Source organism: Streptomyces sp. BK340 (assembly GCF_007827595.1).
Lineage (GTDB): Bacteria > Actinomycetota > Actinomycetes > Streptomycetales > Streptomycetaceae > Streptomyces.
This window is the reverse complement of record NZ_VISR01000024.1, coordinates 107448-129245: the sequence shown is the minus strand read 5'-3', so window position 1 is coordinate 129245 and position 21798 is coordinate 107448. Positions and strand designations below refer to the sequence as shown.

Below are 21798 nucleotides of genomic sequence, written 5' to 3'. Positions count from 1 at the left end.
GGCCGAGTCGGGCGGAAACGGGGGTCCGGTGGCGGAGCCACCGGACCGGCGCGTCAGAAGAGGCTGAGCAGCGCCTCCGCCGGGTCCGTCAGACTGTTCTCGCCGCCGGGGAGCGGGAGTTCGAACCAGACGGTCTTGCCGCGCGGGGTGCGCCGCGAGCCCCACGCCGCGCTGAGCAGGCCGACCAGCTGCAGGCCCCGGCCCCCCTCGTCGGTGTCGCGGGCGCGGCGGCGGCGGGGCTGGACCAGGCCGGAGTCCCAGACCTCGCAGACCAGGGTGCGGTCCAGCAGCAACCGCAGCCTGATCTCGCCCTCGCCGTAGCGCAGCGCGTTGGTGACCAGCTCGCTGACGAGGAGTTCCGTGGTGTCGACCAGCGGCTCCATGTCCCAGCTGAGCAGTTGCGCGCGGGCGTACTCACGGGCCCGCCCCACACTGCGGGGCTCGCGCGGCAGCGTCCAGTCTCCGACGGAGTCGGCGGGCAGGCCCTGGACCCGGGCCATCAGCAGGGCGATGTCGTCCTCGCCGTGGTGGGTGTCGAGGGTGTTGAGGACGTGGTCGCAGACGTCCTCCAGGTTTCGATGGGTGTCGGCGCGCGGCGCCGTCGTCGAGGAGTGGTGGTCGGGTGACGGGTGGGCGGGGTCGGTCAGCGCGCCGACGAAGGCCTGGAGGCCCTCGTCCAGGGGGTGGTCGCGGGATTCGACCAGGCCGTCCGTGTAGAGGGCGAGCAGGGCGCCCTCCGGGAGTTCGACCTCCACCTCCTCGAAGGGCTCGCCGCCCACGCCCAGCGGCATGCCCGGCGGCACGTCGAGCATCAGGGCCGCCTCGCCGGGTTCCACCAGCACCGGGGGAAGGTGGCCGGCGTTGGCGAACGTGCAGCGTCTGGTCACCGAGTCGTAGACCGCGTACACGCAGGTGGCGAGGTAGACCTCGGAGAGATCGGCGTCGCGGGGCTGGCGGGCGGCGCGGGTGGCCTGCTGGACACCGCCGGGGGTGCCGAGGCCGCGGGCGATCTCGTCCAACGCCGAGAGGACCTCGGCCGGTTCGAGGTCGAGCAGGGCCAGCGTGCGGACGGCCGTGCGGAGTTCACCCATCGCGACCGCGGCGCGCAGACCGCGGCCCATGACGTCCCCGACCACCAGGGCCGTGCGGTGGCCGGGCAGTTCGATCACGTCGAACCAGTCGCCGCCGACCTCCGTCGCCGCGTTGCCGGGCAGGTAGCGGCACGCGATGTCGAGGCCGGACGCCTCGGGATCGCCGGGCGGGAGCAGGGACCGCTGCAGTATCAGCGCGCGTTCGTGCTCCCGGCGGTACAGGCGGGCGTTGTCGATGCAGACGGCGGCCCGCGCGGCCAGTTCCACCGCGAGGTCACGGTCGCGGTCGCCGAACGGCTCGCTGCCCTTGGTGCGGGCGAACTGGGCGAGCCCCACGACGGTGTCGTGGGCGACCATCGGCACCACCAGCATGGACTGCACGAGACCGCCGTCCTCGGCCGGGACACGCTGCGGACGGGCGGTGCGCAGGGCGTCCGCGCAGGGTGAGTTGAACGGGAAGTGGTGGACCGCCCCGACCGCGACGGGCTCGCCCGAGCCGCTGAACGGCGCGTCCGAGACGGCGCTGGCGAAGGCGACACGGCGCAGCGCCGCGCTGCCGTCGGCGAGGCCGGGCGGGGTCTCGTCACCGGCGAGCAGGCCCTGGTAGAGGTCGACGGTGGCGAGGTCGCAGAACCCGGGGACGACGACGTCGAGGAGTTCGCGGGCCGTGGTCTCCAGGTCCAGGGAGTTGCCTATGCGGGCGCCGGCCTCGTTGAGCAGGGCGAGATTGCGCCGCGCCGCGGCCGCCTCGCGCGCTGCGGCGCGGCGGGCGGTGATGTCGGTGCCGAGCCAGGCGATGCCGATGGGCCGGCCGCTGCCGCTGTGCACGCGGTAGAGGTTGACGGACCAGTGCCGGCGCTCCTCGGAGCCCGGGACGAAGCCCGTGACATGCATGTCGGTGATGGAGTCGCCGGTCTCCAGCACCCGGCGCAGGGTGGCCGAAACCCGCTCGGCCTCGGCGCGCGGGAGGTAGTCGTGAACTCCCTTGCCGCGGTGGTCGTCCGGGCTTCCGCCGAAGATGGAGGCGAAGCGCATGTTGGCGCGGCGCACCCTGAGGTCTATGTCGATCAGCAGGAAGCCGAACGGGGATTGACCGAAAATCGCCTGCGAGGCGGCGAGGTCGGTCTCGATGCTGCGCAGGGTGCGGACGTCCACCACTATGCAGACGGCGGCCTTTTCACCCTCGGCGGTCAGGGTGGGCATGACGTAGACCTCGGCGAGCCCCTCCTCGCCGCGCGCCCCGTCCGGCCGGTCCGGCATCCGGAAGGGGACCACCCCGGTCCACTCCCGCCCGTCGAGGATTTCGGCCATCTTCCGCTGGCCGTGCTCGCGCAGGTCGGGATCGATGAAGGCCTCGATGGGGTCCATGCCCACGGCGCGTTCGGCGGGGATCCCGAAGAGCTGCTCGGCGCGCAGGCTCCACTGGTCGACCACCCCGCCCGGGCTGATGGCGAAGGACGCGACCCTGATGTAGTCGTAGATCGAGCCGGGCGGACTGCTCTGCCACATGGCGTCGCCGGGCACCGCGGTCTGTGCGGCCTGGTTCCTCGCGCCGCCCGACGGGTCCTCGGACTCCGTGGCCTTCGCTGGTATCTCGCTCACGCGAACCGTCCCCTCCAGCTCACCGCGCCCGGCACCGGTCACCGGGGGCGGCTGCCCGCAGTATCCAGCACTACGGCGCCGCACGACACGGTGTTCACGATCACAGCTCGGTCCAGGTGTTTTTCGGACCTGACTGCGAGAACACAACCAGTCTTCTAACCAGGGAACACGCCCTCGAATCACGCAGTCCCACCCCTGTGCCGGGCGCGCATCGCAGCATGGGCGGCGCACGGCGGCCTGCGCATCAGGCTCACCCGGGCACCGCCAGTTCGAACCAGACGGTCTTTCCGGTGTCGCCGGGCCTGGTGCCCCAGCGGCGCGAGGAGTCGGCGACCAGTTGCAGACCGCGGCCGCTCTCGTCCTCGGGGTGGGCGACGCGCTCGCGCGGCGGGTCCGGGAGCGGGTCGGAGACCTCGACCAGCAGCGTGTCACCGAGTCCGGCGGGGCGCACCAGCCGTACGCCGATCGGCCCGGTCGCATGCCGCAGGGAGTTCGTCACCAGCTCACTGACCAGCAGCGCGGCCAGATCGGCGAGACAGTCGAGACCCCAGCCGCACAACCGGCCCCGGACCGCGGCGCGGGCGGTGCGCACGGCGCCTGGTTCCGCGGGAAAGGTCCACTCGGCGCAGTCGCCTTCGGTGTCGATCACGCCGATCACTTCCCAGGCCAACGAGCCTACCCATGTCCGGTTTCATGGGGTTAATGGGGACATACCCGGTATCCGGGAAGCACTACCGCGTGGAAGGGCGCATGGTGGCACGAACGGCGTACGCGCTGCGTACGCGCCGCGCGGGACCGAGTACGCCCGAGAAGTCGGGCGGTGCGGCTGTCGGGCGGCCGCGGGATTGCCGCGGCCTGTCACGCCCCGCGGCGGAGCCGCGGACTGACGCGGCCCCGCGCCCCTTTCATCGAGGGCTTCGCCCCGGACTCAGGCGGGCGACCACTTCCCCGACCGCAGGGACGTCCTGGTCGAGCCAGTTCACGTCCCAGATCTCGTCCGGAGTCAGCCAGCGCACGTCGTCGTGGTCCTGGAGGGCGCGGGGGGCGGCGGAGCCGGGGCGCAGACGCGCGGTCCACACCTGGAGGACGTACGGGGAACGCAGGGGCCACTCCCCCGGCACACGCTCGACCGCCTCGGTGTCGATGCCGAGTTCCTCGCGCAGTTCGCGCACCAGGGCGTCCTCGGGCCGCTCACCGGACTCGACCTTGCCGCCGGGCAGCTCCCAGCGTCCGGCCAGCTCGGGAGGCGCGCTGCGCCGCGCGGCGAGCAGCCGGCCGGCGTCGAGCAGGGCGGCTCCCACCACCACGATCCGTTCGGTCATGGGGCGGAGCCTACGGGAGCGCGTCAGTGGTCAGTTGAGCGCGCCGAGGTCAGTTGTGGGCGCCGTCGCCGTTCTGGCCGATGCGTTCGACCCAGTAGAGCTGCTTGTGGCCGCGGTCGTCGAGACTGTCGGCGATCTTCTGGGCCTCGGCCCGGGTCGCGTACCGTCCCACGCGGTAGCGATTGCCGTTGTCGTCCTGCCTTATGACGATCCAGGGCAGAGAGACAGTGCCCTCATTCATCGCCCCCACCGTTCCTTCTCGCACCGCCCCGCCCTCCCCCAGTCTCGGCTGCTCCCCCACGCTCGAATTCGCTCGCGCGGGAGGGGCCCCCACTGCGGGGGGACCCCCGTCCCGTTCCGGGTCCCCGCCGCACCCCGCCTAAGGAAACCGCAATCCGCATATGCCCGAGCGTACGCCCTACCTTCACGGAGCGAATACGCCTTTTCACAAAGAGGTACGCAACCAGCCAGAACGCAGGGGGCGCACGATGGCGAACGCGCCGCCCTACCCACCTCTGTCGTGCGTCGGGGCATATCGGGCGGACCCTGGATCACCTGGGAGAACGGCCGAATTGCAGTGGGCCGCGGGGCCGGGGGCCGGATCGAGGGGCGAGGACGCCCATGTCGGGAGCGTGCGGAGGTGTGCGCTACTTCACCGGCAGGTGGTACGCGACCCGGTAGCGGTCGGCGGGGATCACGACGTCGGCTGTCTCCACGGGACGGCCGGAGGCGTAGTAGGTGCGCTGGACGACGAGGACCACATGCCCGGGGACACCGCCGAGCACGTGCAGTTCCTCGGCGAGGCCGGGGCGGGCGCCGACCTCCTCGGTGACGTTGTCCACGATGACGTCGATGGCCCGCATGCGCTCGACGACACCCATGCCGCCGAGCGGGCCCTCCTCGGGCAGCATCACGGGCGTGCGGCCGGTGACGGCGAGGGGCTCCCAGGAGGTGGAGAGCATCATCGGCTCCCCCGCGTCCCGGAACAGGTACCTGGTGCGCATGACCCGCTCGCCGGGCTTGAGGCCGAGCCGCTCGGCGATGACGGCCCCGGCCTCGGCCTGCTCGCTGCTGGACTCCCAGGTGCCACGCACCGTGGCGTCGGCCTGCTCCTGCCGGAAGGGCGTGGCGCCGGAGGGCGGCCGGAAACCCGAGCGGGCCACGCGCCGGGGCACCGGGCGCTCACGCACATAGGTCCCGGAGCCGGAGCGGCCCTCGACCAGGCCCTCGGCCATCAGCACCTTGCGGGCCTCCAGCGCGACCGTGTCCGAAACGCCGTACTCCTCTCGGATGCGGGCCTGGGAGGGGAGCCGGGTATGGGGCGGCAGCGAACCGTCGGCGATCTTCTTGCGGAGATCACCCGCGACACGCAGATACGCCGGCTGCTCACCGAAAGTCACTGGCCGCTCCCATCAGGTTGTACAGACAGCAACAGCCTGGCAACCGTGGGTTGTGCCGTGCAAGCGGAGGCCAGAGAATCACTCGATGTGATGACATGTGGCCGGGGAGGGCTTTACCAGGCACTTTCTCCCCGCTATAGCCGCGGTCACACCTCTCCGTGATCACGCCCCGGCGCGATCACACCGCCAGCGCGCCCCCGCTCCCGCTCCCCGAGCCGTCCGAGCCGCCGTCACGCTTCTCGTCGGCGGGCGGAGTGGTCTCCAGGCCCAGAGCCCCCCGCGCGGGGACCGCCTTCTTCGGGTCGAGCAGCCCGAGCCCGGCGTCGTAGTGCCGGTAGAAGGCGTCCAGGTCCTTCGCCTCGGCGGCCTTCGCCCACTCCGCCCGGGCCCTGTCCAGGTCGCCCGCCAGAGCCGTGATCTTCCCCACTGTGCCGGCGGACCACTCGTTCCCGCGCAGCATCCGGGCCTGTTCGGCCAGCGCGGCCGACACCCGGCCCGCCCACTGCTTGTGCCCCGGCAGGTCGTCCTCGACGTACTCCGTGTCGGGGGCGGTGGCGAGGGCCGCGTTGAGGACGTGAGCCGCCTTCAGATAGGCGACCTGGTCGGGGTCCAGGACGGTCTCGTCGTTGCGCAGCGAGCCGGTGAGGTTCCCGCCCTCGGTCACGCTGCCGAACACACAGGTGACCTCCCGGTCCCCGGCGGACCAACTGTCCTCGGTGGGCGTCAGGTAGTAGACGTCGACGTCGTCGGGCACGGCCCAGCCGTCCATCGCGTAGGCGTCCTGGAGGCCGTAACAGCGCTTGTCCGCGGTGCCGCTGACCGGGTCGTCGCCGGGGTAGTCCCCGTCCTTCAGCCGGAAGGAGGCGAACACCTCGCCGTCGTGCTCACCGGAGCAGGGGACCCTGTCGACGTCGTAGGTCTCACCGCCGAGGCTTCCGCCGGGCGCGTCGAAGCACTCGCCCTTGACCAGCGAGCTGCTCGCGCCGTGGCGCGCGCCCTCCTTGACGCCCTCCCAGAAGGAGGACGCACCGCCCGTGGCGAGCATCAGCACCCACACCGCGAGCCCGAGCCCGGACAGCACCGAGCCGGCGATCGCCAGGCCCTTGCCACGCTCGCCCCGCCGGCCGATCTGCCGCAGCGCGATCAGCCCGAGCAGCAGCCCCACGCCCGGCAGACAGCACAGCACACCGAACACGAGGGAGGTGATGGCGAGTCCGTTGACGGGCGCCGGCTGGTTGTAGGGGCTGTAGCCCTGCGCCCAGGGCTGGTACGGCCCGTAGGGGCTCTGCGGGCCGTGCTGCTGCGGGTACGACGGCGGCCCGTACGGCCCCTGCGGGTACTGCTGGGGTGGCTGATACGGCCCTTGGGGCTGGTGGGGGCCGGGGGGCGGGGGTATGGACACCGGTACCGTGCTCCTGGGTCGGGCGGTGGGAACGGTCAGACGGGCCCTGGGGCCGACGACTGGACCGACGTGCGACTTGGCGCATGGTAAGCGGGGCACGAGTGGGGGCGGAATGAGGGTGGAAACCCGGGTGGACAGCCGGGCGGGGAACACCACCGTGGGCGCGGTGAACGGGCTCACCGCGCGGTGGGCGGCGGCAGCGGCACCGGGGGGTACCGCTTTCTCGGCGGCCGGGGTCTGGCCCCTGCTGGCCTTCCTCGCGGACGGCGCGACGGGCGCCGCACGGGCCGAACTGGCCGGGGCGCTCGGCGTGCCCGCCGACCGGGCGGCCGCCGCCGCACGGGAGTTGATGGCCGGGCTGCAGTCGGTGTCCGGCCTGGACGCGGCGCTCGGCCTGTGGACGCACGAGATGTTGCAGCTGCGCGAGGAGTGGCGGGCCGGGCTGCCGGCCGGGACGTACGGGGTGTTCGGGGAGGATCTCGTCACCGCGCAGGAGCGGCTGGACGCCTGGGCGGCCGAACGGACCGGCGGGCTGGTCGAGCGCATGCCGGTGACGCTGACCCGGGAAGCGCGGATGGTGCTGGCCAGTGCGCTCACGCTGCACACGGACTGGCGGCAGCCGTTCACCGAGACGATGCTGCGCCCGGACTCCGGTCCCTGGCAGGGCCGTTCGCTGCTCGGGCTGCACCGCAGGAGCGTGCGGCCGGACCGGGTCGGCGTGACGAGCACGCCGGACGGCTTCGTGACCGCGCTGACGGTGCCCGGCGACAACGGCGTCGACGTCCATCTGGTGCTCGGTGAGGAGCGGATGACACCGGCCCAGGTGCTCACGGCCGGGGTCGGGGTCGTGGAGCGCACGCTCGCGGTCACCGCGGGCGGGCAGCTGCCGCTCGGGCATGTCGGCCCCGGCCTGCACGTGGAGCAGCAGCCCGCGCTCGCGCCGGAGCCGATCACGCTGGACGTGCGGACGGTGGCGTACGAGGTGCGCGCCGACCACGATCTGCTGGCGCTGCACGCCCTGTTCGGGCTGACCACGGCCCAGGACGCCGGGCAGGGTCACTTCCCGGGCGTCAGCGTCATGCCGCTCGCGGTCCAGGACGCCCGCCAGTCCGCCCTCGCCCGGTTCGGCGCGCGCGGCTTCCGGGCGGCGGCGGTGACGGCGGTCATGCCGAGATACGGCGCCGGTGTCCCGCAGTACCGCTACGAGACGACGGTGGTGCGGGTGGCCTTCGACCGCCCCTTCGGTTTCCTCGCGGTCGACCGCGAGTCCCGGCTGGTACTGATGGCCGGCTGGGTGACGGATCCGGCGCCGTATCCGGCCATGGGCCGCTAGGGGGTTTCGTCTGGATCGGGTCGGATCAGGCCGCGGCGTCCGGTGCGGTGCATCGCAAGGCGGCGGAGCACCCGCGTACTGGGCGTACCCGGGTGCTCCGACAACGAGGCGAGGTGCCGGGCGTCGCGGACCCGGGCTGAACCGAACGAAACCCCCTAGGTCCTGTCGTCAAATTCCCGTCTGCCCCACGACGCCTGGCACGCACTCTCGCCGCACCGGGCGAAAGCCCAAGTACGTCCAGTACGAGGACTTCCGCCCGGCACGCCGAGAGCACGCACCAGACGCCGCGAGGCCGCCCTTCGGGCGACGACGGGAATTTGACGACAGGACCTAGGGCCGGACAGGCGCTAGGAGCGCTGTTCCCGCGGGACGTCCACGGCGGGGCCGAGGACGCCCGCCAGCGACGGGGCGGTCAGCGGGGCCGTGCGCGGGCGGGCCAGGGTGACGTACGCGGGCACCGGCAGGGCGATCGACAGGTCGAGGCGGGCCGCGTTGAAGTAGATCCAGTCGTTGTCCAGCAGGGCGGTGTCGACGACCAGTTCCAGGTCCGGGTGGAACGTGAACGGCACGACGCAGCCGCTCACGCAGCCCGACAGTCTTTCGGCCACCTCGCGTGCGGCGAAGGCGGCGTCCGTGCCGTCGTACAGCTCGCGCACCCGGGTCATGTCCAGACGGCGGTCGCCGGGTACGACGGCCAGGACGTAGCGGCGGCTGCGGCGGCCGGTGCTCACCCGCACCACCAGGCACTTGGCGGCCTGGTCCAGCGGATGGCCGCGCAGCTCGGACGCGAGCTCCGTACGGCCCTCCGGTGCGTGCGGTACCAGGCGGTACGGGACGCGGGCGCCGTCCAGCAGCGACAGCAGACGGTGGGAGGTGTCCGGGGGCAACAGATCGAGGTCGCGTGGCACGGTGAGGCCTCTCTGTGAAGAACGGGCGGCGCTCTCACCGTGCCGGGCCTGCCTATATTTCTCCGCTGCGCACCCTCACCACGGCTTTCCCCGTGCGGCCGGCTCCCCGGCGATAACCCGCCAATAACGCCCCTCTCTAACTTCGGAAACCGTAGAGATGGCTGGCCGCACCAGAAGGGGGTGGTGTCCCATGGAGTTCCGGGTCCTTGGGCCAGTGGAGGCGTGGCGAGGGGGTGAGCGGGTTGCTCTCTCCGGTTCGAAGATGCACACGGTGCTGGCGACGATGCTGCTCGCGCAGGAGCGGGTGGTGTCCGACAGCCGCCTGAGCGCGCTGCTGTGGGGGTGGGAGCCGCCGGCGACGGCGAGCGCGCAGATCTACACGTACATGTCGCGGCTGCGCAAGCAGCTCGGCGAGGAGGTCGAGATCGTACGGCGGCCCCCCGGGTACGTGCTGCGCGCCCCCGGTGCCGTCGTGGACCTCGTGGAGTTCCGCAGGCGGGAGCGGGACGGGCGGCGGGCGCTGGCGGAACGGCGCTTCGAGGAGGCCGCCGACCTGCTGCGCGAGGCGCTCGGGCAGTGGCGGGGGGCCGCGCTGGCGAACGTCACCGAGCACATGCTGGACGCCGAGCTGGCGCCGCTCGAGGAGGAGCGGATGCTCGCCCTGGAGTCCCGCCTCGAGGCGGACCTGGAGCTGGGGCGGCACGAGCAGGTGATGGCCGAACTGACCGCTCTGGTCGCGGAGTTCCCGGTGCGGGAGCGGCTGCGGGCCCAGCTGATGACCGCGCTGTACCGCTGCGGCCGGCAGGCCGACGCGCTGCACACCTACTACGAGGGCCGCAAGGTGCTGGCCGAACAGCTCGGCATCGACCCCGGCGAGGCGCTGGGCTCCACGTACCAGGCGGTGCTGGGGGGCGAGTTGGGGCTGGGGCCGCAGCGCGTCGACCGGCAGCCGGCCGCACGGCCCGTGCCGTCGATGCTGCCCGCCACGGACGGCGAGCTCGTCGGCCGGGAGCGCGAACTCGAGGCGCTGCGGGGGCGTCTCGGCCAGGGCGGCGGCGCGCCGCGACGCATCCTGGTGACCGGCATGGCCGGCCTCGGCAAGACTGCGCTCGCGGTGCGGGCGGCGGCCGAGAGCGGCGGACTCTTCCCCGACGGGCTGCTCTTCGCCGAGCTGTGCGGCCTCGACGGCGCCCCGCGGGCCCCGCGCGCGGTCCTCGCCCAGCTGCTGCGGGCGCTCGGCGAGAGCGACCACGCGCTGCCGGCCGGCGATCTGGACGAGCTGGTGCGGCTGTACCGGGCGCGCACGGCCGAGCGGCGGCTGCTGCTGGTGCTCGACAACGTCAGCGGCGACCGGCAGCTCGCGCCACTGCTGCCGGCCGGTGACTCGGCGGTCCTGATCACCAGCCGGAGCCGGCTGGCGCGGGTGGCCGGCGGGGACACGCTGGCCCTGTCCCTGCTGGACGACGAGGCGTCGCTGGAGCTGCTCGCCGCCCGGGCGGGCCGGCAACGGCTGGAGGACGACCCGGACGCGGCCGACGACCTGGTGGCGTACTGCGGCGGGCTGCCGCTCGCGCTGTCCATCGCCGGCGCCCGCCTCGCCGCCCGCCCGCACTGGACCGCGGGGCGGCTCGCGGCCCGGCTCGCCGACCCCGCCGTGCGGCTCGCCGAACTCTCCTTCGGCGACCTGGATCTGAGCCGGGTCCTGCGCTCCTCCGTCGAGCCGCTGCCGCCCGCGGTGCACGACGTCCTCGCCGGTCTCGCGGATCCCGGGCTGGGCGGCGAGCCGTTCTGCGCCCAGTGGGCGGCGGACCGGCTCGGCCTGACGGAGGACGCGGCGGAGAACGCGCTGGAGGCCCTCGTCGACACCGCCCTGCTGGACCTGTCCGGCCTGGACGACCAGGGCCGTCCGCTGTACCACTGCCACGAGCTGGTACGCCTGCTCGCCGCCACCCTCGACCTCTCGGACCGGCCGACCGTCCGCGCGGGCCGGTGAGGGAGGCGTGCCGGTGCGGACATCCCGCTCACCAGCGACCTGGACGCACGGGGCCCACGGGCCCTGTGCGCGGGCCACTGAACGGCACGCGCCGACGCCGGCACGCCGCTCGGCCGTGACGGCGACAGCTCCGGGGCGTCGGCTGTCCGTGCCAGGACGTACGAAGGCCCTGCCAGTGCGGGCATCCCGATCGACGGCGCCCCCGACGGACGGAGCCCAACAGCCCTGCGCTCGGGCCGCTGAACGGCACGCGGCGGAGGCGGCACGCCGCTCGGCCGTGACGGCGACAGCTCCGGGGCGTCGGCTGTCCGTGCCAGGACGTACGGAGGCCCTGCCAGTGCGGGCATCCCGTTCGGCGGTGGCGGTGGCTGCTTCGGGGCTTCGGCCGTGTCTGTCAGGGCTTGCGGAGGCCGGGCCGGGCGGGTCACCAGGAGCCGCGGGCGCGGACGTAGCCCTGGCGGGCCGGGGCGATGATTTCCTGGGCCACCGCCCAGGCGTCGGAGACGACGCGTTCGCGCGGTGGGCGAGGGGACTGGGTCATGGCCTGGGCGGTGACGGCCCAGACCGCGGCGACGGCGGCGGTCGCGCGGACGTCCACGGTGGGGCGGGCCGGGCGGATGCCGTTGCCGCAGACCTCCAGGCGCAGGCCGAGCGCGGCTGCCATCGCGTCGCGCACACCACGGGCGACACCGGCGTCGGGGTGCGCGAACACCTGGGCCGACAGCGGGTGTTCGTAGGCCTGTCGGACCCAGGTGCCCATCCGGAGCCGTTCGCGGGCCTCCCAGCCGCCCGGGGCGGAGGGGCCGGGGTCGATGCGGTCGACGGCCTCGGCGAGGGTGTCGAAGTAGGCGATCAGGTCACCGGACGTGAGCAGAGGTGCCGCGGCGGGGGCGGCGAAGGTCTGTACGGTCATGGTGGACTGCTTCCTTTCGTGGTCGGTGAGTTGGCGCGAGAACGCCGCCGGGGGCGCACTCAGACGGGTGGGTGCAGGTGCACCGGTCCCCGGGCCGCCGGTCCCGCGGGGCGGGCCAGGGCGACCGCGAGGCGGTCGGAGAGCTGCAGGTCCTCGACGGTCCAGGCGGTGGCACGGCCGTCGGCGTCGTGGGTGACGCGGACCGGTCCGGTCCGCTCCGGCAGGGTTTCCAGGCGGCCCAGTTCGGTACCGGCCAGACCCACGCCGACCGCCTTGACGACGGCCTCCTTGCGGGTCCACACCCGGTGGAACGCCCGCTGCCGGGCCGTACCCTCCGGGACGTCCCGCAGATGGCCGCGCTCGTCCGCGGTGAGCACGGTGTCGGACAGCAGTGCCTCCCGCACCGGCCGCAGTGCCTCGGCGTCGACGCCGATGGCGGTGCCCGCGCCGACCGCGAAGACTCCCCAGCCGGCGGTCCGGCTCAGACTGATCGCGAGCGGCACGGCCGGGTGCAGCACCTGCGGCGGCCCATGGCCGTCCGAGCCGCAGCCCGGACAGCGCCGGCGCCCCAGGTCGACATCGGCGGCGGCGGTGCCGAGGAGCTGACCGAGCGCGCGCCGGGCACCGGCCCGGGTGTGCACGAACTCCGCCGCGTCCCGCTCGGACAGCATGCCGAGCGCACGCCGGAACTCCGCCGTGGCCAGCAGCCGCAGATCGTCCGGGGCGACCCGGCCGGGCGAGCGCCACCACCACACATGAGCCTCACCCCGGGCGATGAGCCGGTCCACCTCGGGATAGCCCCTTTCCTCGCCTCCTTGACGCATCAGCACCACTCCCGCGTTTCTTCAGAGACGTCGGACACACAACGTCCGGACTTTTTGGCGTACTTATCCGGGGCCAGGTTCCGACCGTCCGCTATTTCCGCCCTATACAGCGTTTACGGCCCTTTTCCATAGGGCCGCGATAGGCGCTGCCCGGAAGCTTTTCCGAGCAATGCCGTCGACCAGAGGAAGACGCTGTGACGCAGACAGAGATCCTGGCTCCGGCCGTGGAGAGCACGGTGGCCGCACGCGAACTCACCGCGGCGGAGAAGACCGGCCTGATCACGCTGGCCGGCCGGCTGACCGGTCCGGAGCAACCACTCATCGACTCCCCCGACTGGCTGGGCGCGGCCCGCGAGGCGACCTCGCTGCTGCCCCGGCAACTTCTCGGCACCCTGCGCGCGTTCCGGCACGACCCGGGCGCGGACGGGGTGCTCCTGCTGCGCAACCTGCCGGTGACCGCGGGCGATCCGCTGCCGCCGACGCCGGGCGTGCCGAATTCCGTCGAGCGTGTTCCCACCACGGCCGCCGCCGTCATCGTCTCGGTCATGCTGCAACTCGGCGAGGTCATCGCCTTCCGGAACGAGAAGAGCGGTGCCCTGGTGCAGAACGTGGTGCCGGTTCCCGGAAAGGAGGAATCCCAGAGCAACGCCGGTTCCGTGCTGCTGGAACTGCATGTCGAGAACGCCTTCCACGACAACCGTCCCGACTACGTCGGCCTGTTGTGCATGCGTGAGGACCCGACCGGCGACGCCAAGCTGTGCACCTCGTCCATCCGCCGTGCGCTGCCGCTGCTGTCCGAGGCGACCCGGCGGGTGCTGGCCGAGCCGCGGTTCCTGACCGAGCCGCCGCCGTCCTTCGGTGCGCTGGACGGGGTCCGCCCGGCGCACCCGGTGCTGCAGGGCGATCTGGACGACCCCAACGTCCTGGTGGACTTCGCCGCCACGCACCCGCTGGACGAGCGGGCGAAGGCGGCGATGGCCGAGCTGCGGGAGGCGTTCGTCCGGACCATGGCGGCGCACCGGCTGCGCGTCGGTGACCTGGCCGTGGTGGACAACCGGGTCGCGGTGCACGGCCGTACCTCCTTCACCCCGAGCTACGACGGCGAGGACCGCTGGCTGGAGCGGGTGTACGCCCACCTGGACAACCGGCGCAGCCGGGTGGACCGGCTGGGCGGCGGGGCCGTCCTCAACTGAGTTCCGCCCCAGACCGGTTGAAGGGCCGGCCCCCACGAGGGGCCGGCCCTTCAGGCATGGTCACCGGTCACTGCCGGGAGCCGATGACGTCGGCGGGACGTCCGGTCAGCGCCAGCCGGCCCGGCACCACGGTGGCCAGCAGGGCCAGCAGTCCGCCGAAGCCGAGGACGGCGAGATAGGTCCCAGGTGCCACCGAGGGCGCCGCCGAGCCGGTCATGCCGATGCTGAACGCGGTGAGCACGGCGTAGGCGATGCCGGTGCCGAGCGCGGCCGCGACGAGGACGACGATGCCGGCCTCGATGCGCAGCATGCCCATCACCTGGCGGCGGGTGGTGCCGACCAGGCGCAGCAGCGCGAACTCGCGGAGCCGGTCGGAGACCGACATGGCGAGCGTGTTGACGACGGCGATCGCCGTGAACGCGATGATCAGGCCCATGGCGACGTAGTTGACCTCGGCGTTGTTCTGCTGCACCTCGGCCTGCAGGTCCTCGACCTGGGCGCGGTCGAGCACCCCGATGCCGGGGAACTGCCCGACGGCCTTCTGCAGCTGCTCGCGTCCCGCCTTGCCGTCACCGCTGGTGCGGACCAGGACGGAGGAGGCGAGCGGGTTGTCGACGTGCCGGGAGACCAGCGCGTGGCTCATGGTGAGGTCACCGAAGCCGAGGCCGCGGGAGTAGACGGCGGCGACCTTCAGGTTGACGACGGTGCCGTCGCCGAGGGTCGCCTTCAGGGTGTCGCCGGGCTTCTTGCCGAGGTGGTCCGCGGCGACCTCGCTCATCGCGACACTGCCGTCGCCGAAGCCGTTCAGCGTGCCCTTCCGCACGTCCGGGTCCCAGGTCTCACGCAGCCCCTGGGTGGACAGGCCCTGCGCCGGGTACTTGTCCAGGCCGATCCGCACGGAGCTGCGTACGACCTCGGTGACGGCCGTGACGCCGGGGGTCTGCCGCAGCGCCTCGGTCGCCTGCTCCGGTACGCCGGGGCCGGCGGAGGCCACCACCCAGTCCGCCTTGTTGCCCTCGCGGGCCTGGGCGGTGGCGGCGTCGCCCATCGTGGTCTGCACGAAGAACACCGTGCAGGCCATGCCGATCAGCAGCGCCAGCGGGGTGATCGCGGAGGCCATCCGCTTGGTGTTGGCGCGGACGTTGGCGGTGGCGAGGTGGCCGGCCACGCGCGAGGCGCGCAGCGGGATGCCGAGCAGGGCGACGGCGAGCCGGGCGATGAGCGGGCCGAGCAGCGACACCGCGACCGCGAGGACCACGACCGACAGGAACGTCACCGGCGTGGACGCGGGCTCGGTGTCCAGCACGCTGAGCACCACGAGCAGCACGATCCCGCCGGCCAGCGTGAGGACCCCGGCCAGCGTCCGGCCCCAGGCGAACCCGGGCCGCTCGACCGCGGACTCGGCGAGCGCCTCGGCGGGGCGGATCCGGGCGGTGCGGCGGGCGGAGATCCGGGCCGCGGCCCAGGCGCCCAGCAGGGCGGCGCCGACGGCGGCGAAGAACGGGAAGACGCTGAAGGTCACCTGCAGGGTGTCCGGGATCGCCTTGAAGTCGACGAACTTCCGGTGCAGCCAGTAGGCGATGGGCAGGCCCAGCAGCGAGCCGGTGAGACCCGCGAGCAGGCCGACGATCAGCGCCTCCCGGCCGATCAGCTGCCGCACCTGCTTGGGCGTGGCGGCGATGGCGCGCAGCAGCGCGAGTTCCCGGTAGCGCTGCTGGATCGACAGGGCGAAGGTGCCCACGACCACCAGGATCGCCACGAGCAGCGAGGTGCCGCCGATGGCGCCGCCCATGGAGACCAGCTTCACCCGGGCCTTGGCCGCGTCCAGGAACTCGACCGGGCCGCGGTCGCCGCCGGTGGCCACCTGGGCGGTGGTACCGGAGAGCGCCTTGCGGACCTGGTCGGCGAGTTCGCCGGTGGACACGCCCTGCTTGGGCAGCACGCCGATCGCGGCCACCTGTCCGTCCCGGCCGGACAGCCGCTGCGCCTCGTCGGCGGAGAAGAACAGCGAGGTCTGCTGCTTGAGGTCGCCGTCGGCCGGGGCCGCGATGCCGCTCACGGTGTAGCTGCGCGGGGCGTCGGTGGCCTGCACGGTGAGCTTCGCGCCGGGCTTGAGTCCGGTGCGGGAGGCGAGTTCGCGGTCCACGACGACATCACCGGCGGCGCTGGGGGCGCGGCCGGCGACGAGCTTGAACGGGGTGAGGGCGGCGGAGGTCCAGGCGTGCCCGTAGGAGGGCTTGCCGTCGACGCCGGGGACGACCTGTCCCTTGGGGCTCACCGCGTAGGCGGGGAAGGTGACTTCGGGCACCACGGACCGGGCTCCGGGCACGGACCGCAGCTTGTCGACCGTGCCGGCGGACAGCCACACGCGCTCGCCGAGCGGCTTGGCCTTGTGCTTGACCTTGGTCTTGCCCTTCTTGTGCTTGACGGTGGTCTGGTGGACGTTCTGGTCGCCGCCGACGATGACCGGCGCGGCGGCGTACCGCTCGGTGCCGATGGTGCCGCGCAGGCCGGTCTCCAGGAGGATGCCGCACGCGGTGACCAGGGCGGCGGCGCACATCAGCGCGAGGAACGCGCCGATGAAGCCGCCCTTGCGGGCCTTGAGGGTCTGGAAGGCGTAACGCAGCATCAGGCCCACGCTCCCAGGTGCGTCATACGGTCGGCGACGCGCTCGGCGGTCGGGGCGTGCATGCGGTCGGCGATGCGGCCGTCGGCCAGGAACAGGACGGTGTCCGCGTAGGAGGCGGCGACCGGGTCGTGGGTGACCATGACGACGGTCTGGCCGGTCTCGTCCACGCAGTTGCGCAGCAGCGAGAGGATCTCCTTGGCGGTGACGGTGTCGAGGGCGCCGGTGGGCTCGTCGCCGAAGATGACGTCGGGGCGGGTGATCAGGGCGCGGGCGATCGCCACGCGCTGCTGCTGGCCGCCGGAGAGTTCGGACGGGCGGTGGGCCGCGCGGCCGCCGAGGCCGACGCGCAGCAGGATGTCCTCCAGCCACTGGCCGTCCAGCCGGGAGCCGGCCAGGCGGAGCGGGAGCTCCACGTTCTGCCGGACGGACAGGGCGGGTACGAGGTTGAACGCCTGGAAGACGAAGCCGATGCGTTCGCGGCGGAGCTTGGTGAGCTGGGTCTCGTTCATGCCGCCCAGCTCGGTGTCGCCGATGAAGGCCCGGCCGGAGGTCGGCTTGTCCAGACCGGCCGCGCAGTGCAGGAAGGTCGACTTGCCGGAGCCGGAGGGCCCCATGACGGCGGTGAAGGAGCCACGGGCGATGTCCACGGAGACACCGTCGAGGGCCCGGACACCCCGGCCGCCGCGGCCGTAGACCTTGGTGACCTCCTCCAGACGCAGGGCGTGGCTCCGGGCTCCCGTGCCGCTGCGCGGCTGTGTGTTGGTCCTCTCGGTCCTCATGCGTGACCAGTCCTCTCCATCCATCGTCGTGGGGGTCGGGACGAACGTGGCCGGACGATCTATATCGGGGCTATGGCCGCGCAGGGGAAGGCGAGTCGAGGGGTGATTTTCGGCCGGACCCGTTCGGGGCTCGCTAGCGGCGGCGCAGGGCGCGATGGACGAGCACCGCCGCCGTGGCCGTCAGGCAGACGGCGTACGAGGTCACGACCCAGGCCGCGGGGGTGCGGCCCGCGGTGAGGCCGTGGATCACCGCGGTCAGCCAGCCGGCGTAGGACGCGCCGTGGAGGATGCGGAAGGGGCGGATCCAGCGGCGGGTGGCGAAGACGCCGCGCCAGACACCCGTGGCCACGGCGAGGAGGAACAGGTAACAGGCCAGGGTGCCGAGGCCGACCAGCGCGTCGCCGCTGCCCCAGCCCAGCGCCGCGGCCGTGGCGGCGACCCGGCCACCGGCCACCTTCACGCCGATGTGCAGCAGCAGGAACCCGACGCCGAGCACACCGAAGGCCCGGTGCAGGTGCTGGACCACGGTCCGTGGACGGGGCGGCAGCACACCGCGCAGCGCGGTCGCCAGCCCCAGCATCACCGCCAGCGACAGCGCGACCAGCGCCACGACCCCGGCCATCCGGTCGAGGAACCCCCGTAGCGCCCCGCCCGCAAGACCGCCGCCCACGAGCACACCCCCGGCCAGGGCGAGCCCGGCGATCACGACGACGGGCCGGGGCGGCGGGGTGTGCGGCGGCCCGGTCCGCACTGCCGGCGCGACGGGCGCGGTCCGACCGGTGACTGCCTCACCGGTGACGTGGGCGGGGGCTTCGGATTCGGGGGTCGCCACGGCTGCGTATGTGGGTCGGCTCATGTGTGCTCCCTGGCTGTGGAGGGCTGTGGAGGGCTGTGCGGGCCGGAAACGGGGCGGTTCCCGGCCTCCGCCGGGGAGGGCCGGGGGCCGGGAACCGCGTCTCTCGGTCGCCGAGGGGGGATCGGCTCCGAGGTCTGGAGAGGGCCGTCAGACGGCCGGGGCGTGGAGGTGGACCGGGCCCAGCGGGGTGGCCGACGCCGAGGGACGGGCCAGGGACGCCGACCACGGGCCGTTCAGGTCCAGGTCCTCCACGTGCCAGGTGGTCGTACGGCCGTCGTGGATGTGGGTCACCGTCAGCGGGCCGTCCTGCCCCGGAGCCACGTCCAGGGTGTTCAGGGGCATGCCCAGCAGACCGAGGCCCACCGCCTTCACCACCGCCTCCTTACGGGTCCAGGCGCGGTGGAACAGGGACGTACGGCCGGGGCCCTCGGGGAGCGAGAGGATCCGGTCGGTCTCGTCCGGGGTCAGGACGAGCTGGGCCAGGGCCTCCGACTCCATCGGGCGGTAGGCCTCCACGTCCACGCCCACCCAGTCGCCCGCCCGGACCGCCAGCACCCCGCACCCGTCGGTGCGGGAGAGGCTGACGGCCAGCGGGACCGGGGGCCGGACCACGGCGGGCGGGCCGTGGTCCGCGTCGCCGCAGCCCGGGCAGATGCGCCGGCCGAAGCGCACGGTGTGGGCCGGTACGCCCAGCAGCCCGGCCACCGCGCGCCGCGCCCCCGCGCGGGTCGTCGTGAACGCCGCCGCGTCCCGTGGCGCGTGGAAGCGCCGCATGCGGGCCCGTTCCTGCTCGTCCAGCAGCACGAAGTCCGCCGGATCGGTCGCCTCGCCCAGCGGCCACCACCACACGTGGGCCGCTCCGCTCTCCCTCAGCCGCGCCACCACGGCGCGTGCCGTCTCGGGTACGTACACCTCGCCGACGTCCGCCGCGTGGTCGATGTGCGCGGCGGCCGTGGCCGGTCGCGTGGTCATCCGTCCTCCTCTCTCTCGTCACGGCCGGTCTCAGGCCAGTCCGTTGAGGCGCAGGAGCAGCTCCTTGACCTCGGTGGCGTGGTAGCGGTCCCGTTCCTGGGCCGGGTCCGAGCACAGCAGCAGCGGCCCGTCCCGGTCCTCCGACGGCAGCCGTCCATGGCTGCCCCTGACCAGGCCGGGGTCGAGCGGCACCACGGTCAGCGGTGCGCGCATCCCGGCCTTCTTGCGCAGCACGGTCCACGCCGCCTTGGCCTTCACCGCCGGGATCGACGGGTCGAAGAACAGCTCGGCGGGGTCGTAGCCCGGCTTGCGGTGGATCTCGACGCCGCGCGCGAAGTCGGGTGCGCGGTCGTCGTCGAGCCAGTAGTAGTACGTGAACCAGGCGTCCGGTTCCGACACGAGGACCAGTTCGCCGGCGTCGGGATGGTCGATGCCGTACGCCGCCTGCTCGGTGCGGTCCCAGATCTCGTCGACGCCGTCCACCGCCTTCAGGACGTCGCGCACCCGCGGGATGTCGACGGGGTCGGCGACGTACACGTGCGCGGCCTGGTGGTCGGCGACGGCGAACGCCCGGGAGGTGTACGGGTCGAGGTACTCCATGCCGCGCTGGGTGTACACCTCCAGCAGTCCCGCGCGGCGCAGTGCGCGGTTGACGTCGACGGGCCGGCTCACCGGTGTGATGCCGTACTCGCTGAGCGCCACCACCGTCGTGCCCCGGTCGCGCAGGTCCGCGAGCAGCGGCGCAAGCGCGGCGTCGGTCTCCCGGGCCGCGCGGACCGCCTGCGGGCTGTCGGGGCCGTAGCGCTGCAGGTCGTAGTCGAGGTGCGGCACGTAGACGAAGGTCAGGTCGGGGCGGCGGCGGTCGACGACGTAGCGGGCGGCGCCGGCGATCCACCGGGTGGAGGCGATCGACGCCGTCGGACCCCAGTACTGGAACAGCGGGAACTCGCCCTGTGCGGCGGTGAGTTCGTCGCGGAGTCCGGCGGGCACGGTGTAGCAGTCGGGGGACTTGCGGCCGTCGTGGTGGTAGACCGGGCGCGGCGTGAGGATCGTGTCCACGTCGGCGCCCATCGCCCACCACCAGCACAGGTAGGCGGTCGAGTGGTCGGGGTCGCGGCGGCGGGCCGCCTGCCACACCTTCTCGCCCCGCACCAGGGCGTTGTGCTGGCGCCACATCATGACCTCGCCGTGGTCGCGGTGGTACCAGCCGTTGGCCACCGCCCCGTGCTCGCGCGGCAGCAGCCCGGTGGTCAGGGTGGCCTGCACGGTGGCCGTGACGGCCGGGAACACCGTGTCCAGGCGGGCGGTGAAGCCCTGCTCGCCGACCGCCTTCACGTGCGGCATGTGCTCCAGCAGCCGCGGGGTGAGGCCGACCGTGCACAGCACGACCGTCTGCGCCGTCGTACGACCGCCGCTCATGACGTCTCCTGCCGCAGCCCGATGGCCGCCAACTCGTCTCGCAGCCAGGTCAGTTCGGCGGCCAGACCGTGGGCGAGGCTCTCGTCGCCGCGGTCGGGGAGCACGGACCAGGTGTACGTCTCGATCTCGATGTGGTCGGTGACCGCCCGCTCCCCCGCCAGCAGCGCCCGCAGGGTCTCGCGCAGCACGGGCCGGGTGCTGGCCAGCGGCGGACGCGGGTCCTCGTGCAGGGGCACGTGGTAGTGGATGCGCCAGGGCCGGCTGCCGGGCAGCGCACCGGAGAGCGCGGGGCCGAGGTCGTCCGTGCCCAGCAGCCGGCCGCCGCCGGACGGCTCCCGGGTCTGGTGCAGGAAACGGGGTTCGGCGAAGTCGGTGAGCAGCTCCCGTACGGCCGGGTCGGCGGGGTCGGCGACCTCCAGCGCGGTGGCCGCCTGGAGCTTGACGACCGGGATGCCGGCCTCGCGCAGCAGGGCCAGCGACGCGGCCGGGTCCTCGTGGGCGACCGCCAGGTGGCAGGCGTCCAGGCACACGCCGATCCACTCGGAGTCGGTGCCGGCCAGCGCGTCGACGGCCTGTTCGGTGCGTTCCACGACGCAGCCGGGCTCCGGCTCGATACCGACCCGGACCGTGCGGCCGGTGTCTGCGGCGATCTGCTTCAGCCCCTCGGCGAGCGCGTCCAGCTGGCGGGCGGCCATGGCGCGCTGGGCGGACGTCCACACGGTGCGCCAGGCCAGCGGCAGGGTGGAGATGGACCCGCGGGCCCCCTCCGGCAGCAGCCCGGCCAGCACCCGCGCGAGGTCCAGCGTGTACTCCAGGCGGGCCGGTTCCGACCAGTCCGGGTAGTACACGGCCCGCTTCACGACCCGGGCGTGGAAGCCGCGGTAGGGGAAGCCGTTGAGGGTGACCGTCTCCAGGCCGCGCGCGGTCAGCTCGCGCCGCAGCCGGGCCACCGCCGCCGGGTCGGCGGCGAGCCGGCCCGCGGTCTCGGCGGGCAGCCACAGGCCGACGCCGATCCGCTCGGCTCCGGCCGCGACCCGCACCGGTTCGGCGTAGGCGGCGAGCTGGCCGATGATGCCGTCGAGGGTCTCGGCGGGGTGCACGTTGGTGCAGTACGCCAGATGGACGGTGCTGCCGTCGGGGTGTCGCACACGCATGACTGCTC

18 protein-coding genes are annotated in these 21798 nt (G+C 73.4%); 3 read left to right on the top strand and 15 right to left on the bottom strand.

Translation table 11 applies throughout. From position 1 onward, the window contains the following. Window positions 1-53: 53 nt before the first annotated feature. From FB157_RS33525 to FB157_RS33500, 6 genes are all read right to left on the bottom strand, one after another. On the bottom strand, window positions 54-2693 hold the full coding sequence (locus FB157_RS33525; RefSeq protein ID WP_145884429.1) for a SpoIIE family protein phosphatase: 2640 nt from the start codon (window positions 2691-2693) through the stop codon (window positions 54-56). 250 nt (window positions 2694-2943) lie between these two features. Then, window positions 2944-3351, bottom strand: a complete 408-nt coding sequence (locus FB157_RS33520; RefSeq protein WP_186581811.1) for an ATP-binding protein — start codon at window positions 3349-3351, stop codon at window positions 2944-2946. A 247-nt stretch (window positions 3352-3598) separates the two neighbouring features. Next, window positions 3599-4015 (bottom strand): (deoxy)nucleoside triphosphate pyrophosphohydrolase, encoded by a 417-nt coding sequence (locus FB157_RS33515; RefSeq protein ID WP_145884427.1) that lies wholly within the window; start codon window positions 4013-4015, stop codon window positions 3599-3601. A 49-nt stretch (window positions 4016-4064) separates the two neighbouring features. Next, entirely contained in the window at window positions 4065-4256 is a 192-nt protein-coding gene (locus FB157_RS33510) for an SPOR domain-containing protein (RefSeq protein ID WP_145884426.1), read from the bottom strand. Window positions 4257-4662: 406 nt separating this feature from the next. Then, window positions 4663-5415 (bottom strand): GntR family transcriptional regulator, encoded by a 753-nt coding sequence (locus FB157_RS33505; RefSeq protein WP_145884425.1) that lies wholly within the window; start codon window positions 5413-5415, stop codon window positions 4663-4665. Between the two features lie 178 nt (window positions 5416-5593). Further along, on the bottom strand, window positions 5594-6817 hold the full coding sequence (locus FB157_RS33500; RefSeq protein ID WP_145884424.1) for a DUF4190 domain-containing protein: 1224 nt from the start codon (window positions 6815-6817) through the stop codon (window positions 5594-5596). A 112-nt stretch (window positions 6818-6929) separates the two neighbouring features. Between FB157_RS33500 and FB157_RS33495 the strand changes: the two genes are divergently transcribed. Next, window positions 6930-8150 carry a serpin family protein gene (locus tag FB157_RS33495; RefSeq protein ID WP_145884423.1) on the top strand — a complete coding sequence of 407 codons (1221 nt, stop codon included), beginning with the start codon at window positions 6930-6932 and terminating at the stop codon, window positions 8148-8150. A 347-nt stretch (window positions 8151-8497) separates the two neighbouring features. Here the strand turns inward: FB157_RS33495 and FB157_RS33485 are convergent, their stop codons facing one another. After that, window positions 8498-9058: a YbaK/EbsC family protein gene (locus tag FB157_RS33485; RefSeq protein ID WP_261386705.1), complete on the bottom strand. Its 561-nt coding sequence runs from the start codon at window positions 9056-9058 to the stop codon at window positions 8498-8500. A 190-nt stretch (window positions 9059-9248) separates the two neighbouring features. Here FB157_RS33485 and FB157_RS33480 point away from each other — a divergent pair, with 190 nt between their 5' ends. Then, the gene (locus tag FB157_RS33480) at window positions 9249-11051 is read left to right on the top strand and encodes an AfsR/SARP family transcriptional regulator (protein WP_145884422.1); all 1803 of its coding nucleotides are present in this window, start codon (window positions 9249-9251) and stop codon (window positions 11049-11051) included. A gap of 424 nt (window positions 11052-11475) precedes the next feature. Here FB157_RS33480 and FB157_RS33475 read toward each other — a convergent pair whose 3' ends face one another. Next, entirely contained in the window at window positions 11476-11964 is a 489-nt protein-coding gene (locus FB157_RS33475) for a hypothetical protein (RefSeq protein ID WP_186581805.1), read from the bottom strand. A 59-nt stretch (window positions 11965-12023) separates the two neighbouring features. Beyond that, a complete protein-coding gene (locus FB157_RS33470) occupies window positions 12024-12788 on the bottom strand; it encodes a 4'-phosphopantetheinyl transferase superfamily protein (RefSeq protein WP_145884421.1) in 765 nt (254 codons plus the stop codon). Window positions 12789-13024: 236 nt separating this feature from the next. Here FB157_RS33470 and FB157_RS33465 point away from each other — a divergent pair, with 236 nt between their 5' ends. Further along, complete coding sequence (locus FB157_RS33465) at window positions 13025-13981, top strand: TauD/TfdA family dioxygenase (protein ID WP_385164642.1); 957 nt, start codon at window positions 13025-13027, stop codon at window positions 13979-13981. A gap of 67 nt (window positions 13982-14048) precedes the next feature. Here the strand turns inward: FB157_RS33465 and FB157_RS33460 are convergent, their stop codons facing one another. The 6 genes from FB157_RS33460 to eboE form a co-directional block, all read right to left on the bottom strand. Continuing rightward, window positions 14049-16610: an FtsX-like permease family protein gene (locus tag FB157_RS33460; protein ID WP_261386703.1), complete on the bottom strand. Its 2562-nt coding sequence runs from the start codon at window positions 16608-16610 to the stop codon at window positions 14049-14051. After that, window positions 16610-17389 (bottom strand): ABC transporter ATP-binding protein, encoded by a 780-nt coding sequence (locus FB157_RS33455; protein ID WP_145884418.1) that lies wholly within the window; start codon window positions 17387-17389, stop codon window positions 16610-16612. Before FB157_RS33455 ends, FB157_RS33460 begins: the two co-directional genes overlap by 1 nt. 133 nt (window positions 17390-17522) lie before the next feature. Continuing rightward, complete coding sequence (locus FB157_RS33450; protein ID WP_145884417.1) at window positions 17523-18245, bottom strand: ferric reductase-like transmembrane domain-containing protein; 723 nt, start codon at window positions 18243-18245, stop codon at window positions 17523-17525. A 147-nt stretch (window positions 18246-18392) separates the two neighbouring features. After that, a complete protein-coding gene (locus FB157_RS33445; protein ID WP_145884416.1) occupies window positions 18393-19217 on the bottom strand; it encodes a 4'-phosphopantetheinyl transferase superfamily protein in 825 nt (274 codons plus the stop codon). Between the two features lie 30 nt (window positions 19218-19247). Next, window positions 19248-20636: an alkaline phosphatase family protein gene (locus tag FB157_RS33440; protein WP_186581803.1), complete on the bottom strand. Its 1389-nt coding sequence runs from the start codon at window positions 20634-20636 to the stop codon at window positions 19248-19250. Further along, the gene (gene eboE, locus FB157_RS33435; protein WP_145884415.1) at window positions 20633-21790 is read right to left on the bottom strand and encodes a metabolite traffic protein EboE; all 1158 of its coding nucleotides are present in this window, start codon (window positions 21788-21790) and stop codon (window positions 20633-20635) included. The genes FB157_RS33440 and eboE overlap by 4 nt, the downstream gene beginning before the upstream one ends. Window positions 21791-21798: the final 8 nt, after the last annotated feature.

What these genes read in the sequence shown, in the direction of transcription:
- FB157_RS33515 (WP_145884427.1), bottom strand. Translation starts at nt 4,015, where the DNA reads ATGACCGAACGGATCGTGGTGGTGGGAGCCGCCCTGCTCGACGCCGGC.
- FB157_RS33510 (WP_145884426.1), bottom strand. Translation starts at nt 4,256, where the DNA reads ATGAATGAGGGCACTGTCTCTCTGCCCTGGATCGTCATAAGGCAGGAC.
- FB157_RS33495 (WP_145884423.1), top strand. Translation starts at nt 6,930, where the DNA reads ATGAGGGTGGAAACCCGGGTGGACAGCCGGGCGGGGAACACCACCGTG.
- FB157_RS33480 (WP_145884422.1), top strand. Translation starts at nt 9,249, where the DNA reads ATGGAGTTCCGGGTCCTTGGGCCAGTGGAGGCGTGGCGAGGGGGTGAG.
- FB157_RS33475 (WP_186581805.1), bottom strand. Translation starts at nt 11,964, where the DNA reads ATGACCGTACAGACCTTCGCCGCCCCCGCCGCGGCACCTCTGCTCACG.
- FB157_RS33470 (WP_145884421.1), bottom strand. Translation starts at nt 12,788, where the DNA reads ATGCGTCAAGGAGGCGAGGAAAGGGGCTATCCCGAGGTGGACCGGCTC.
- FB157_RS33460 (WP_261386703.1), bottom strand. Translation starts at nt 16,610, where the DNA reads ATGCTGCGTTACGCCTTCCAGACCCTCAAGGCCCGCAAGGGCGGCTTC.
- FB157_RS33455 (WP_145884418.1), bottom strand. Translation starts at nt 17,389, where the DNA reads ATGAGGACCGAGAGGACCAACACACAGCCGCGCAGCGGCACGGGAGCC.
- FB157_RS33450 (WP_145884417.1), bottom strand. Translation starts at nt 18,245, where the DNA reads ATGAGCCGACCCACATACGCAGCCGTGGCGACCCCCGAATCCGAAGCC.
- FB157_RS33445 (WP_145884416.1), bottom strand. Translation starts at nt 19,217, where the DNA reads ATGACCACGCGACCGGCCACGGCCGCCGCGCACATCGACCACGCGGCG.
- FB157_RS33440 (WP_186581803.1), bottom strand. Translation starts at nt 20,636, where the DNA reads ATGAGCGGCGGTCGTACGACGGCGCAGACGGTCGTGCTGTGCACGGTC.
- eboE (WP_145884415.1), bottom strand. Translation starts at nt 21,790, where the DNA reads ATGCGTGTGCGACACCCCGACGGCAGCACCGTCCATCTGGCGTACTGC.